At 72.8% G+C, this 13,325-nt stretch carries 16 protein-coding genes; 11 read left to right on the top strand and 5 right to left on the bottom strand.

Annotation, left to right across the window (positions count from 1 at the left end; translation table 11 throughout):
• The coding region (locus tag ACXJKF_RS07130) for a pyridoxamine 5'-phosphate oxidase family protein (RefSeq protein ID WP_456787037.1) at nt 1-225 on the bottom strand (225 nt) is incomplete at its 3' end.
• Nucleotides 226-310: 85 nt separating this feature from the next.
• Here ACXJKF_RS07130 and ACXJKF_RS07135 point away from each other — a divergent pair.
• The 7 genes from ACXJKF_RS07135 (at nt 311) to ACXJKF_RS07165 (ending at nt 5,767) form a co-directional block, all read left to right on the top strand.
• Nucleotides 311-856 (top strand): hypothetical protein, encoded by a 546-nt coding sequence (locus ACXJKF_RS07135; RefSeq protein WP_456787038.1) that lies wholly within the window; start codon nt 311-313, stop codon nt 854-856.
• Between the two features lie 3 nt (nt 857-859).
• Nucleotides 860-1,963 carry an OmpA family protein gene (locus tag ACXJKF_RS07140; RefSeq protein WP_456787039.1) on the top strand — a complete coding sequence of 368 codons (1,104 nt, stop codon included), beginning with the start codon at nt 860-862 and terminating at the stop codon, nt 1,961-1,963.
• Between the two features lie 94 nt (nt 1,964-2,057).
• Entirely contained in the window at nt 2,058-2,477 is a 420-nt protein-coding gene (locus ACXJKF_RS07145) for a YciI family protein (RefSeq protein WP_456787040.1), read from the top strand.
• A 104-nt stretch (nt 2,478-2,581) separates the two neighbouring features.
• The gene (locus ACXJKF_RS07150; RefSeq protein WP_456787041.1) at nt 2,582-3,856 is read left to right on the top strand and encodes an RNA polymerase sigma factor; all 1,275 of its coding nucleotides are present in this window, start codon (nt 2,582-2,584) and stop codon (nt 3,854-3,856) included.
• A gap of 100 nt (nt 3,857-3,956) precedes the next feature.
• Nucleotides 3,957-4,685, top strand: coding sequence for a class I SAM-dependent methyltransferase (locus ACXJKF_RS07155; protein WP_456787042.1), 729 nt, complete (start codon nt 3,957-3,959; stop codon nt 4,683-4,685).
• Nucleotides 4,678-5,253 carry a GNAT family N-acetyltransferase gene (locus tag ACXJKF_RS07160; RefSeq protein WP_456787043.1) on the top strand — a complete coding sequence of 192 codons (576 nt, stop codon included), beginning with the start codon at nt 4,678-4,680 and terminating at the stop codon, nt 5,251-5,253. The genes ACXJKF_RS07155 and ACXJKF_RS07160 overlap by 8 nt, the downstream gene beginning before the upstream one ends.
• Before the next feature lie 10 nt (nt 5,254-5,263).
• Nucleotides 5,264-5,767, top strand: a complete 504-nt coding sequence (locus ACXJKF_RS07165) for an NUDIX hydrolase (RefSeq protein ID WP_456787044.1) — start codon at nt 5,264-5,266, stop codon at nt 5,765-5,767.
• Here the strand turns inward: ACXJKF_RS07165 and ACXJKF_RS07170 are convergent.
• Entirely contained in the window at nt 5,719-6,807 is a 1,089-nt protein-coding gene (locus ACXJKF_RS07170; RefSeq protein ID WP_456787045.1) for a pectinesterase family protein, read from the bottom strand. The genes ACXJKF_RS07165 and ACXJKF_RS07170 overlap by 49 nt on opposite strands.
• 105 nt (nt 6,808-6,912) lie before the next feature.
• Between ACXJKF_RS07170 and ACXJKF_RS07175 the strand changes: the two genes are divergently transcribed.
• Nucleotides 6,913-7,137 (top strand): hypothetical protein, encoded by a 225-nt coding sequence (locus ACXJKF_RS07175; protein ID WP_456787046.1) that lies wholly within the window; start codon nt 6,913-6,915, stop codon nt 7,135-7,137.
• Nucleotides 7,137-7,457, top strand: a complete 321-nt coding sequence (locus tag ACXJKF_RS07180) for a type II toxin-antitoxin system PemK/MazF family toxin (RefSeq protein ID WP_456787047.1) — start codon at nt 7,137-7,139, stop codon at nt 7,455-7,457. The genes ACXJKF_RS07175 and ACXJKF_RS07180 overlap by 1 nt, the downstream gene beginning before the upstream one ends.
• Nucleotides 7,458-7,500: 43 nt before the next feature.
• Here ACXJKF_RS07180 and ACXJKF_RS07185 read toward each other — a convergent pair whose 3' ends face one another.
• Nucleotides 7,501-9,039, bottom strand: a complete 1,539-nt coding sequence (locus ACXJKF_RS07185; RefSeq protein WP_456787048.1) for a M20/M25/M40 family metallo-hydrolase — start codon at nt 9,037-9,039, stop codon at nt 7,501-7,503.
• 201 nt (nt 9,040-9,240) lie between these two features.
• On the opposite strand from ACXJKF_RS07185, the gene ACXJKF_RS07190 reads away from it, so the two are divergent.
• Nucleotides 9,241-9,882 carry a DUF5317 family protein gene (locus ACXJKF_RS07190; protein ID WP_456787049.1) on the top strand — a complete coding sequence of 214 codons (642 nt, stop codon included), beginning with the start codon at nt 9,241-9,243 and terminating at the stop codon, nt 9,880-9,882.
• Nucleotides 9,883-10,140: 258 nt separating this feature from the next.
• Here ACXJKF_RS07190 and ACXJKF_RS07195 read toward each other — a convergent pair whose 3' ends face one another.
• Together ACXJKF_RS07195 and ACXJKF_RS07200 are read right to left on the bottom strand one after the other, a co-directional pair.
• Entirely contained in the window at nt 10,141-10,635 is a 495-nt protein-coding gene (locus ACXJKF_RS07195; RefSeq protein ID WP_456787050.1) for an FBP domain-containing protein, read from the bottom strand.
• 245 nt (nt 10,636-10,880) lie between these two features.
• A complete protein-coding gene (locus ACXJKF_RS07200) occupies nt 10,881-11,447 on the bottom strand; it encodes a TetR/AcrR family transcriptional regulator (RefSeq protein ID WP_456787051.1) in 567 nt (188 codons plus the stop codon).
• Nucleotides 11,448-11,521: 74 nt separating this feature from the next.
• Here ACXJKF_RS07200 and ACXJKF_RS07205 point away from each other — a divergent pair, with 74 nt between their 5' ends.
• Nucleotides 11,522-13,294 carry an ABC transporter ATP-binding protein gene (locus ACXJKF_RS07205; RefSeq protein WP_456787052.1) on the top strand — a complete coding sequence of 591 codons (1,773 nt, stop codon included), beginning with the start codon at nt 11,522-11,524 and terminating at the stop codon, nt 13,292-13,294.
• Nucleotides 13,295-13,325 lie beyond the last annotated feature (31 nt).

Below are 13,325 nucleotides of genomic sequence, written 5' to 3' on the forward strand. Positions count from 1 at the left end.
CTGCACGGTGGTCCCGTCGCGACCTCCGACGACGACGGCCACCCGGGGATCGCGCCGGAGGTTGGCCACCTTGCGCGACGACGCCCGCGCGTCCAGCACGAGCTCCCCGGAGTCGGTGGCCGTGACCGGCAGGTACGCGGCCTGCGGCGACCCGTCCGGGCCGAGCGTGCTGAGGACGGCGTCCGCGTGCGCGCGGACATGGTGGACGAGCCCGAGTCGGTCCATCGCGGCATCGTAGAGCCGCGACGAGCCGGCGCCGGGTACGGTCGTACCCGCTGACCCGGACGTTCCGGGCGACGGAGAGGGACGCATGCGCTCGTCGGTCGTGGTGACGGTGGTGGTTCTGGGTGTCCTCGGGCTCGCCGGGTGCACGGGCGGCGACGACCCCGAGCCCACGGGGACGAGCACGTCGGCGGACGCCAAGGCCCCCGGCGGGACGGTGCAGCAGGCGGGGACGGTGTTCGACGCCACGTTCCCGGTGCCGGGGAACACGGACGCCGAGGTGCGCGTCGAGGTGGAGCCGCTCGTCGTGACGGGCAAGACGATGGAGCTGCGCGTCTGGTTCACGCCCGAGGACGACTCCCTCGCCGACGGCGAGACCACGAACATCTACGAGATGACGGGCGAGGACCTGCGCCCGTCGTTGAACGACCTGGAGCACCTGACGCAGTACTTCGTGCTGAGCGAGACCGGTCAGGACTGGGAGACGGACGTCTTCGCGAAGACCGTCAACGGTGAGCCGCTGCTCTACCAGGCGTGGTTCGCCGCCCCGGCCGAGCAGGTCGAGTCGCTCGACCTGTCGCTGGTCGCGTCGTGGTCCCCGTTCGAGAACGTCCCCGTGACGTACGAGGACTGAGCGGTGCGACCGATCTCCCGTCGACTGCCCGCCGCGGCAGCGCTCACGCTCGTCGTCGCCGTGCTCGTCTCCGCGGCCTCCCCGACGACGGACGACCCGACGCCCCTGACGCTGGACGACTTCCCGCCCATCACCGACGGCGTCCTCACGAACGGCCTGYTCTCCGTCCGTGACTACAGCGACTCGCCGCCGTTCTTCACGGTCCGCCCCTACGAGGCCGACCCGGCCATCCACCAGGTGGAGCAGGTCGAGCAGGAGCAGGACCAGACGTCGGTCACCCTTGCGTCGGACATCCTGTTCACGGTCGACGGCAGCGAGCTGTCGGAGGCTGCGACCACCGCGATCGGGGAGCTCGTCGCGCAGGTCCCCGCCGGGGCCACGGTCACGGTCGACGGGCACACGGACTCCGTGCTCGACGACGCCCACAACCAGGCCCTGTCCGAGGCGCGGGCGCAGTCGGTGGCCGCCGCGGTCGCCGCCGCCCGTCCCGACGTCGTGCTCGACGTGCACGGGTACGGCGAGTCGCAGCTGAAGGTCGCCGAGGGTGGCGACGACATCGCCGACGACCGCGCGCAGAACCGCCGGGTCGAGCTGCACTACACCGGCGCGCCCCCCGAGGCGGCAGCCGAGGCGACCCCGCTGCCGACGCTCGGCGCCGCCCAGCCCGGCCCGTACGGCGACCCCGGGCTCGTCGTCCCCGTGCCGACGTCGCTCCTGGCCGAGCAGACCGTCGACGCACCGGGCCGTCCGGGCGAGAAGGTGCGCGTCGGGATCGAGAGCCTCGACGTACGCGGCGCGTCGATGCGGCTGCGGATCGTCCTCGAACGGCTGGACGGGTCGAGCGAGCCGGTGAACCTCTACGACCTGCTGGACGACAGCACGCTGCGCCCGACCGTCGCGGACCGCGTGCACCTCGTGGAGTACCGGACCCTCTCGAACACCGGTCAGCGCTGGGACACCGACAACTTCGGCCTCGAGCTCGTCCCCGGCTCGCCCGTGCGGTTCGAGGCGACCCTCCCGGCCCCGCTCTACACGACGGAAGCGCTCGCCGTCAGCGTCGACTCCCGCTGGCCCGCGTTCGAGGACGTGCCCGTCACCTTCCCCTGAACTGGTCCGTCGGCGATGTCGATCCGGCGGTTCCACCGTTCGACTGATCGGTGAGAGGGTCCGAAGGGGACCCCGACACGGCAGGAGAAGAACCGTGAAGTACATGCTGATCATGCGCGCCACCGACGAGGCTTACGCGGCGTTCGCCGACATCGACTTCACCGAGATCATGGAGGCGATGGGCCGGTTCAACGACGAGATGATCTCCGCCGGCGTGCTCCTCGCGGCGGAGGGCCTGGACGATGCGGCCGACAGCGTCGTCATCGACTTCTCGTCCCAGCCGCCCGTCGTCAGCGACGGCCCCTACGGCGAGACCAAGGAGCTGTTCGGCGGCTACTGGATCCTCGACGTCGCCTCCAAGGAGGAAGCCGTCGAGTGGGCCAAGCGGGCACCGCTGACGGGCCCCGGCCAGAAGACCGAGATCCGCCGCCTCACGAGCATCGAGGACTTCCCGCAGGACAACGAATGGATCCAGAAGGAGCGTGCGTGGCGGGAGCGGACGGGCCAGCTCTGACCCCGTCGGCCGGCAGCCGCGGGAAGGCGAGTGCGTGCGTGGCGGGAGCGGACGGGCCAGCTCTGACCCCGTCGGCCGGCAGCCGCGGGAAGGCGAGTGCGTGCGTGGCGGGAGCGGACGGGCMAGCTCTGACCGCGTCCGGGACCGGGCGGGACGCGGTCGAGGCGGTGTGGCGGATCGAGTCCGCGCGCATCGTCTCGACCCTCGCCCGGTACACGGGCGACTTCTCGCTGGCGGAGGACCTCGCGCAGGAGGCGCTGGCGGCGGCCCTGGTGGCGTGGCCGCGCGAGGGGATCCCGACCAGCCCGGCGGCCTGGCTGATCACGGTGGCCCGGCGGCGCGCGGTCGACACGTACCGACGTCGCGTCGCGCTCGACGAGCGGCACGCCACTCTGGCCCGTGACCTGAGCGAGAGCGTGGGCGACGACCTCCTGTGGGACCCGGACCACATCGACGACGACGTGCTGGCGCTGATGTTCGTCGCGTKCCACCCGGTGCTGTCGCGCGAGGCGCAGGTGACCATGACGCTGCGGGTGGTCGGTGGTCTGACCAGCGACGAGATCGCCCGGGCGCTCCTGGTGCCGACCTCCACGGTCCAGGCCCGGGTCACGCGCGCGAAGAAGACGCTCGGCGCGGCGCAGGTCCCGTTCGAGGTGCCGCCGCCCGACGAGCGGCGCGAACGGCTGGCGGCGGTGCTGAACGTCCTCTACCTGGTGTTCACGGAGGGCTCGTCGGCGACGTCGGGCAGCGACTGGATCCGCCAGGACCTCGCGCACGAGGCGGTCCGGCAGGCCCGGGTGCTGGCGCAGCTGGTCCCCGACGAGCCGGAGGTGCACGGCCTGCTGGCGCTGCTGGAGCTGACCGCCGCCCGGTTCCCGGCGCGGCTGCGCGACGACGGCGAGCCCGTCCTGCTGGAGGAGCAGGACCGTCGGCGGTGGGACCGCGCGGCGATCCGGCGCGGTCGCGCGGCCCTCGCCACCGCGGGCCGGGTGGGTCGGGGGCTGGGTGCCTACGGCGTCCAGGCCGCGATCGCCGAGTGCCACGCGGTCGCCCCGTCGGTCCAGGAGACCGACTGGGACCGGATCGTGGTGCTCTACGAGGCGCTCGGGCGGCTGGCGCCGTCGCCCGTGGTCGAGCTGAACCGCGCGGTCGCGATCTCGATGGCGCAGGGTCCCGCGGCGGCGCTGCCGGTGGTCGACGGGCTGGTCGCGGCGGGCAGCCTGGGGGACTCGCACCTGCTGCCGAGCGTCCGCGGCGAGCTGCTGACCCGTCTGGGTCGGCGGGAGGACGCCCGTCGTGAGCTGGAACGGGCCGTCGGCCTGTGCGGGAACGAGCGCGAGCGTGAGGTGCTGGAGCGCAAGCTCCTGGCGCTCGGCTGACCCGACCCGGCCGCGATCACTCTGGAGACCTTCGGTCGGGCGATCCCCGAGGCGTGAATCCCGTGGACGACACCGGCGGTCCGCTGCCATCGTCGTCCGGATGGAACAGCTCTGGGACKCCGAGACCGCACGCCGCTACGACACCCCCGGCACCGGCATGTTCGCGCCCGAGGTCCTCGGGCCGACGGTCGACCGCCTCGCCGCGCTCGCGGACGGCGGCCGCGCGCTCGAGCTCGCGATCGGGACCGGCCGCGTCGCCGTGCCGCTCCACGAGCGGGGGGTGCCGGTCACCGGCATCGAGCTGTCGCCGCACATGGTCGAGCAGCTGCGGACCAAGGTCGACGAGGCCGCCGTCCCGGTGGTGCTGGGCGACATGGCGACGGCCACCGCACCGGGCGAGTTCCGCCTCGTCTACCTGGTGTTCAACACGATCGCCAACCTGCTCACGCAGGAGGAGCAGGTCGCGTGCTTCCGCAACGCCGCCCGCCACCTGGTCCCGGGGGGCCGGTTCGTGATCGAGCTGTGGGTGCCGGAGCTGCGCAAGCTCCCGCCGGGCGTGGAGGCGACCGTCTGGGCCAGCGTGCCCGGCTACATCGGCCTCGACACCTACGACGTCCTGCACCAGCGGGTGGTGTCGCACCACTTCAGCTTCGGCGAGGGCCGGCAGGCCGAGCTCGGTCGCACGCCGCACCGGTACATCTGGCCGTCCGAGCTCGACCTCATGGCGCAGCTGGCGGGCTTCACGCTGGAGAGCCGCGACGCCGACTGGTCCGGCGAGGAGTTCACCGCCGACTCCCGCTCGCACGTGTCCGTGTACCGGCGTGGCTGAACGCGCCCTCCGGGTCCGTGCTCTGACCGCGGCCGACGAGCCGCAGGCCCGCGCGGCGCACGAGGCGCTCGCCGGCGAGGGCGTCGAGTTCTGCCTCGGGCTGGACGACGCCGGGTCGTGGGCGGCCTGGCTCGAGGAGGGCGAGCTGCTCCGCGCGGGTGGGGGCGTCCCGCCGTCGGTCCCCGAGACGTTCGTCGGCGGCTTCGTCGGGTCGACCCTCGTCGGCCGGCTGTCGGTGCGGCACGAGCTCAACGAGCGGCTCGCGCTCGTCGGGGGTCATGTCGGGTACGCGGTGCTGCCCGCACACCGCCGGCGGGGCTACGCGGGCGACCTCATGCGCGAGGGGCTGCGCATCGCGCGCGAGGTCGGGCTCGACCACGTCCTGGTCACGTGCTCGCCCGACAACGTCGGATCGGTGCGGACCATCGAGCAGGCGGGGGGCGTGCTGCAGGACGTCGTCACGCACCCGACCGCCGGGCTCAAGCGCCGGTACTGGATCGCGCTGGCCGACGGGGCTGATCACGCGCACGCTGAAACGCCGGGCATCGGCACCCCGCGCTCGCCGTAGCGTGCGCGTCGTGGTCGAGTCACCCCTGCTGCTCCGCGCCGGTCCGGACCCGACGTGGCTCCCGCCCGGAAGCCGCGCCGACGTCCTGCTCGGCTCACCGCCGCCCGACGAGCCGACCGGTCTGGTCCGGCTCCTGGTCGTGCGGGGCGACGCGTTCTTCTGCGTCCCCCGGGACGACGGCCGGACCGACCTCCCGACGCGGCACGTCGCGCCCGGCGAGGACCCGCAGGAGGTGGCCCGCGCGCTCGCCTCCGTCGTGCTCGGTCCGCAGGCTGACGTCCGGCCGTGGGGCTACGTCCGCAACCTGGTGCTCGAACCCGACGCCGACTACCCCTGGCCGACGCCGGTCGCCTGCTTCAGCGTGTGGCGGTCGGCGGCCGGCACCCCAGTCGTGCCGGGCGGGTGKGTGTCGCGGACCGAGCTGGGCGAGCGGCACTGGTGGCCGCTCGCCGAGCACGCCCTGCGTCAGCGCCGACGCGACTCCGGGGACCAGCCGTCGGTGCCCGACAGGTAGGCGCGCACCGTGAACGCCTTCGCGTCCTCCGGGGTCAGCTGGGGGCGGTCGGCGGTGACCAGGGCGCCGGGGCCCCGGTTGTGGTGCTCGGCGAAGCGGGCGTCCCGCCAGGACCAGCCGCCGGAGAAGTCGCTCCACGCGACCGCCCCGACGTGGTCCCCGATCCACGAGTCCCGCACGAGCACCTGCCCGATCGCGTTCGGGTCGTTGCTCGGGTGCCACGGCCGGCCGAGGAAGACGGTGCCGGCGGGGGCGTCGCTGGTGAAGCGGACCCGCGTGAACAGGAAGCCGTACGGGTTGTCGATCATCGTGCTCGGCGCCGTGACGTACCCGTTGTTCGTCGTCGACCCACGGGTCAGCGAGCGGACCTCGCCACCCTCGAACACCGCGGTCGCGCGCCCGAAGATGAAGTCGACGTCGCCCTCGACGTAGCAGTCGCGGAAGTACGCCCGGGCGACGACCGCCGCGGACGAGCTGTTCACGTAGAGGGTGTCCTGGTTGCCGAGGAACCGGACGCCGTCGAACACGAGCCGGTCCGCGCGCGTGAGGACGGCGACGGCCTGCCGGTTGGTGATCTCCGGGTGCGCGGCCTCGTCGAAGAGGTTGGCGAACGTCAGGTTCCGGGCGGTGAAGTCGGCGCCGTCGAGGGTCACGCTCGCGCTGCCCGAGGTGCCGTACGGGCCGGAGCCGTCGGGCTTGGGGGTGCCGTTCGCGTTGTCGTAGGCGATGACGACGTCCTGGGCGTGCCGGCCCGTGCCGACGAGCGTGAGGAACGGCTTGGTCGCGGGGACCTTGACCAGCTCCCGGTACTCGCCGGGTCGCACCGCGATGACCCACGGCTCGACGGCGCCGACGGGGGCGGCGTCGATGGCCGCCTGCACGCTGGTGAAGTCCGCGCGGCCGTCGGCGGAGACGGTGGCATCAGGTCGGTCGTGGCGTGGACCCTCGTGTGCGGCCGCCGCGCCGGCGATGCCGCTGAGCGCGACACCGAGCACGGTGGAGGTGACGAGGAACAGGCCAGTACGTCGTCGTACGTGCATCTCAACCCCTGCGAGAAAGCGCTTGCCCGGCGGCGTGACGACGCTAGGGGAGCGGACGCTGGGACGTCAAGGGCTGGCCTTGTAGACCAGGTGTAGACTCACGCGATGGCCGAGAGCACCACAGTCCGGGTCCACACCTCCACGCGTGACGCGCTCAACGCGCTCAGCGCTGAGCGCAACACCACGGTCGAGGCCGTCATCAGCGAGGGCATCGCGCTGCTGCGCCGGGAGCAGTGGCGTCGGCAGGCCGAGATCGACTCGCGCGCGGCCGCTGCGGACCCCGACGACCAGGCCGAGATCGCGTCCGTCCTGCGCGACCTCGTCGGCTGATGCGTGGAGACGTCTATCGACTCAGGGCGGGCGCCACGCGCGGGCACGAACAGGCCGGTCCACGGTTCGCCGTGGTCGTCCTCGCGTCGCGCTTCGACCACCTGACCACCTGGCTGGTCGTCCCGACGTCGACCCGCGCCAACCCGTACGTCTTTCGACCACCCATCACGATCCCCGAGCACGGCGAGACCTTGGCGCTCTGTGACGCGCTGACTGCCGTCGACCCGCAGGCGCGACTGGGCGAGAGCGTCGGCTACCTGTCCCTCACCGACATGGAGGGCATCGACCGCGCGCTCGCCGGGCTGCTGGACCTGGCATGACGGAGGGTGGCGCGCACGGGTCCCGTGCACGCCACCCCGGTCGTCAGGAGGCGCGCTCCAGCATGACCCGGTCCTCGGGTCCGAGGTGCTTGCCGGGCCCGTGGCCGTGGCCCGGGTGCGGCTTGCCCTTGCCGGGGCCGGAGACCCCGTTGATGGCCGACGTGTCCCACGCGAGGCTGTACGTCGACGCCGCGATCGCCTTGGTCATGATGCCGAGGGCCGTCGCGTTCACGTTCGACAGGTTGTCGCCCGCGGAGTGGTAGTTCGGGTCGTGCGTGATCCCCGCCGTGCCGCCGAAGAGCGCGACCTCCTCGTCGGTCTTCACGTCGTCGGCTCCCGTGAACAGGCCGGATGCCGGGACGCCGTTGAGGATGAACGCCTGGTAGTCGGAGCGTCCGGAGAACTCGGTGTCCACCCACGGCTGTCCGATCGAGTCGAACCAGCTGGTCAGCACCGCTTCTGTCGCCACCGAACCCTCGGGGACGTCGACCGGGGCCGGGTAGGTGGACTCGTTCGCGTCGTACACGCCGATGATGTAGTTGGGCGAGCCGACCATGTCGTAGTTCAGGTAGGTCGCGATGCGGTCCAGCTCACCCTCCTGCGTGGCCAGCTCCTCGACGTAGGCCGTCGAGCCGATGAGGCCGAGCTCCTCGGCACCCCACCACGCGAACCGCACCGTGTTGTGGTGCGGGGTGTGCGACTTCGCCAGCTGCACGGCGACCTCGAGGATCGTCGCCGAGCCGGTGCCGTTGTCGTTGATCCCGGGGCCTTCCTCGACGCCGTCGAGGTGCGCGCCGAGCATGACGACGTTGTCGTCCCGGCCCTGCTTGGTCTCCGCGATCACGTTGAAGGACTCGGCGGTCTCGGTGTGGCTGCTGACGTCGAGCGTCACGTTCACCGCACCGGCGGCGAGCGCGGCGGCGAGCGCCTGCCCGTCGGCCTGCCGGACGCCCGCCACGGGGATGGTCAGGCCTTCCGCGCCGAGCGTGCCGAACAGCTGCACGTCAGGGACGTTGTTGTAGATGACGACGCCGATCGCGCCGGCTGCTTCGGCGTTGGCGGCCTTGGTCGCGAACGGGCACGTACCACGGCTGATGAGGGCGATCTGTCCGGTGGCCACGACGCCCGACCAGTCGGTGGCGAGGCACCCGAGGGGGTCGACGGGGGCGACCAGGTCGGCGGTGACGCCGCCGACGGGGGCGTTCGGGGAGAACTCCATCTGGTCCACCTGGTAGGCGGCGGATCCCGGGGAGTTCTCGGTCAGGGTCTCGGTGTCGATGATCTCGCGGTCGAACGTGAACGGGTCTCGTTCCGTCCGGTACCCGGCCTTGCGGAGGGTGCGCTCGACGTAGCGGGCGCTCTCCTCGTAGCCGGACGTGAGGGCGGCACGGTTGCCGCCGTTCTTGTCGGCGATGCGTTGCAGTGCTGCCAGGTGACCCTGGACTGCCTTGGTGGTGACCTTCTGGGCGAACTTCTCCGGGGATCTCCCGCGATCGTGCGCCGCCGCCGGGGACGTGAGCGCCCCCGCTGCGACGATGGCGATCGATGAGGCTAGTGCGACCAGAGTTCGACGTGCCGCCATGCGGTGTCCTCCTCACACGTCGGCGCGACCTGTAGGCCACGCCGGGCCAACCCCCTGTCGGCCGGGACCTAGATCAGCACAGAACGGTCACAGGCGGGAGATGGTTCGCGGCGGCAACTGACAGCGCTCGCCGCCTGAGACGGCCCTTGTGTGGCTGGATTCGCGCTCGATACCTTCCGGCCACGCCGAGGGAGGTCACGGATGGAAGCCGCGCTGGTCGCGCTCCTGCTGGTCGTCCCCGTGCTCGCCGCCCTCGTGCTCGTGCTCCGGCGCGGTGGCCTCGCCTCGCTCACGCACGTGCGCGTGCGCGGTGCGCCGTGGGCCCTGACCGGGGCTGCCGTCCAGGCGCTGCGCAGCGCCGACCCCGCGTGGGCGCAGGGTGTGCTGCACGCTGCCGGTGGGGCGCTGGTGCCGCTAGCCCTGGCCGTGTGCGCGGTCGGGTTCGCCTTCGCCAACGCGCGTGGAGCGGGACGTCCTGTCCGGGTCGCGCTCGTCGTCGCGACGGCGGGTGCCCTGTCGAACGCCCTCGCGACCGCGCTGAACGGGGGGATGCCGTTCTCCGTCCCGGCGGCGCGGTCGGTCGGGCTCGACGTCGCCGGAGCACCCGGGCACGTCCCGATCGACGGCTCGACGCTGCTCGTCCCGCTGGCCGACCTGGTCCCGGTCCCGGGGGTCGCGATGGTGTTCAGCGTMGGCGACGTCCTGCTCTGGGCCGGCCTCGCCGCGGTGCTGGTCCTTGCGGCMGCCCGGCACACCACACTCCCCGGCGACGCCGCCGGGGTGCACCACCCACCTGCCGCGGCTCCGGCCACGGCTTCCACCGTCACGAGGAGCACTCTGTGAAGAACCGACCCTCCGCCACGCGCGTCTACGTCACCCTGTCGAGCATCGCCGTCACCGCCGCTGCGGTGTACGCGTTCGCGGCCCCGTTCAGCCGGACCAACTGATGACGCGGCCGTCCGCCACGCGCGTCTACGTCACGCTGTCGAGCATCGCGGTGACCGCTGCCGCGGTGTACGCGTTCGCGGCTCCGTTCCACAGCACCAACTAGGCCCGGCCCGGTGGTGCGGCGGAGCGCCGCCGCACCACCGGACGGGGTGCTCAGATCTCCCGCAGCACCTCGCGGGCGAACCGCACGGACCGCTCGCGCAGCCCCTCGATCCGGTGCAGGACGACCCCCGCGGGGTCCTGCCCGGCCTCGATGAGCGTGGGCTTGCGACGCACGTTGTGCGAGCACTCGAAGCCGGTGCAGATGAGGGTGCCGATGGTGTCGCCGTTGCGGCCGGGGCCACCGGCGCGGCGGGCGACGTACATCGAGACGTCGTCGGTGGCGTAGACGTCCTCGCACCAGGCGCAGACGGCCCGTCGGCGGGACGCGGTGCCCTCCGGCGAGCGCAGGGTGATGCCGACGAGCGCGTCGTCGACGGGCACGACCACGTACGCGCGCAGCGGTGCCTTGCGGTCGATCCAGCCGAGGTAGTCGAGGCGGTCCCAGCGCTGCTCGGACAGGTCGGCGGGGAGGGTGAGCTGCGCGGCCTCACGGCGTGAGCAGTTCACGAAGGACGTGCGGATCTGGTTCTCGGTCAGGGGGTTCACGGGCACGGGCTTTCGGGGCGGCGGGAGCCGGCACGGGTTCGTGACGGCGCGAGCGCCCGCCGAGGTACGCCCGAGCACCGGCGGATCACGTGTCCGTCGGTGGTGTCGCCACGGGTGGCGTCAGGCGTGCTGAGCGGGCGTCCGGGCCCCGGCTGAGCAGGCCAGGACGGCCGCCTCGCTTCCCTGGTGCGTGGTCATGGGCTCGATGGTGCGTCAGGGCCGGGTGCGTCGTCCAGTCGGACTCATCAGGCTGCGGGCGCCGCGAGCGCCTTGCGGACCGTCAGCAGGAGCTGGCCGACGACGTCGTGCGGCGGCGTCGTGCCCTCGCGCAGCTCGCTCCAGCCGAGGTAGAGCGACGACCACAGCACGCCCTGCAGCCAGCCGCGGGTGAGGCGGGTGTCGAGCGTGCCGTCCGCCAGCCCGCGCGTGCACGCGTCGTCGAGCGCCCGCGAGAAGCCGTCCTCGTCCCCGCACTCCTCCAGCGACACGACCTCGGTGAACAGGAGGGTCAGCAGGTCGCCGAGCTGCAGGCACGTCTGGCACGCGCGCAGCAGGGCGTCCAGCCCCGGCCCGTCGTCGAGCCGGGCGCGCGCCCCCGCGTCCGTGAGCCGGCGGGCGGCCTCCTGGGTGAGCGCGGCCAGCAGCTCCGCACGGTCCGGGAAGTAGCGGTGCAGCGTGGTGCGGCCGACGTCGGCGGCGTCGGCGATCTGGCCGAGGCTGGCGCCGGGGTCCGCGGCGAGGACCCGGATCGCGGCGTCGAGGATCGCCCGGCGGGTCCGGCCCCGCGTACCCGTGTCGAGGTCGACTGTCATCCACCGAAAGTATCAGCACGTTCCACCGAGGGACAGTGTTGACCTTTATGGAACAGCAATGTTCCACTAGGTGGATGACGGACACCGACGCCCCGCGCGGCGAACGGCTGCGCATCCTCATCGGCTTCGCCCGGCCGCACCGCAACACCCTCCTGCTCGGACTCGCGCTGAGCCTCGTCGCCACGGCGATGGGCCTCGCGACGCCCATGGTCACCAAGTGGGTGCTCGACTCCCTGTCGGAGGGGCTGAGCCTGGCGACGCCCATCGCGCTGCTGCTCGGGCTGCTCGTCGTCGGGTCCGCCGTCGGGCTCACGCAGTGGATCCTCATGGGCACCGTGGCCGAGCGCATCGTGCTCGACGCGCGCGAGTCGCTGGTGCGCAAGTTCCTGCGCGCGACCGTGCCCGCCGTGACGCGCCGCCCCGTCGGCGAGCTGGTCACGCGCACCACGTCGGACACGCTGCTGCTGCGCGAGGCCGCGTCGTCGAGCCTGGTCAGCCTGGTCAACGGGGTCGTCGCGCTCGTCGGGACGCTGATCCTCATGGCCGTCCTCGACCTCGTGCTGCTCGGCACGACCATCGCCGCGATCATCGTCGTCAGCGTGCTCATGGCGCTGCTGCTGCCCGGCATCGCGAAGGCGCAGGAGGCCGCGCAGGAGTCCGTCGGCCGGCTCGGCGGCACGCTCGAAGGGACGCTGCGCGCGGTCCGCACGGTGAAGTCGAGCCGCGCCGAGGAGCGCCAGGGCGAGCGGATCCTCGCCGACGCGCGGGACGCCAAGGACCACTCGGTGCGCGCGGTGCGTACCACCGCGGTCGCCTGGACGATCTCGTGGGGCGGCATCCAGCTGGCGATCGTGGTCATCCTGGGCCTCGGCGCGTGGCGGGTGTCGCAGGACCTGCTGGCGGTCTCCAGCCTGGTGGCGTTCCTGCTGTACGCGTTCAACATCGTCGGCCCGATCACCGAGCTGACGCAGGCCTTCACGCAGCTGCAGTCCGGCATCGCGGCCGCCGCGCGCATCCGCGAGGTCACCGAGATGGAGAGCGAGCAGCCCGTCGCGGCCGGGCGGGTCGACGAGACCGTCCCGGACGACGCGACCCCCGTCGTCGAGCTGCGGAATGTGACCGCCGCCTACGGCCCCGACGCCGAGCCGGCCGTGCGGGACGTGTCGTTCGCGGTGCCGCGACGGGGGCACACCGCGCTCGTCGGCCCGTCGGGTGCCGGCAAGACGACCGTGTTCTCGCTCCTGCTGCGCTTCCTCGAGCCGCAGTCCGGGGAGCTGCTCCTCGACGGCGTCCCCTTCGCCGAGCTCGGGCACGACCGCCTCCGCGAGCGCTTCGCCTACGTCGAGCAGGAGACGCCGATCGTCCCGGGGTCCATCCGGGACAACCTGCTGTTCAGCGCGCCCGACGCGACCGACGACGAGCTCGACCGCGTGCTGTCGGCCGTCCGGCTGGACGGGGCGTTCGACGCGCTCCCCGAGGGGTTGGACACGTCGCTGACCAGCACGTCCGTCTCCGGCGGTCAGCGTCAGCGCATCGCCCTGGCCCGGGCGATCCTCAAGGCGCCCGAGGTGCTGCTGCTCGACGAGGCGACCGCCCAGGTGGACGGCCTCACCGAGTCCGCGATCCACGACTGCATCCGGGACCTGGCCGCGCGCGGGGCCGTCGTCACGGTGGCGCACCGGCTGTCCACGGTGCTCGACGCCGACACGATCCTGGTGATGGAGGACGGGCGGGTGCGGGCCCGCGGGACCCACGAGGAGCTGCTCGCGTCCGACGAGCTGTACCGGGACCTGGTCGAGGCGCTGCKCATCGGCGTGGAGCTGCCGGGACGCGTCGCCGTCAGCTGACCTCGGCCGCTCAAGATGCTCAGCATGCTGA

This window comes from Cellulomonas sp. P5_C5 (genome assembly GCF_054049655.1).

Excerpts from the sequence above, each read along its gene's own strand:
- ACXJKF_RS07200 (WP_456787051.1), bottom strand. The coding sequence starts at position 11,447 with ATGACAGTCGACCTCGACACGGGTACGCGGGGCCGGACCCGCCGGGCG.
- ACXJKF_RS07175 (WP_456787046.1), top strand. The coding sequence starts at position 6,913 with ATGGCCGAGAGCACCACAGTCCGGGTCCACACCTCCACGCGTGACGCG.
- ACXJKF_RS07135 (WP_456787038.1), top strand. The coding sequence starts at position 311 with ATGCGCTCGTCGGTCGTGGTGACGGTGGTGGTTCTGGGTGTCCTCGGG.
- ACXJKF_RS07180 (WP_456787047.1), top strand. The coding sequence starts at position 7,137 with ATGCGTGGAGACGTCTATCGACTCAGGGCGGGCGCCACGCGCGGGCAC.
- ACXJKF_RS07185 (WP_456787048.1), bottom strand. The coding sequence starts at position 9,039 with ATGGCGGCACGTCGAACTCTGGTCGCACTAGCCTCATCGATCGCCATC.
- ACXJKF_RS07170 (WP_456787045.1), bottom strand. The coding sequence starts at position 6,807 with ATGCACGTACGACGACGTACTGGCCTGTTCCTCGTCACCTCCACCGTG.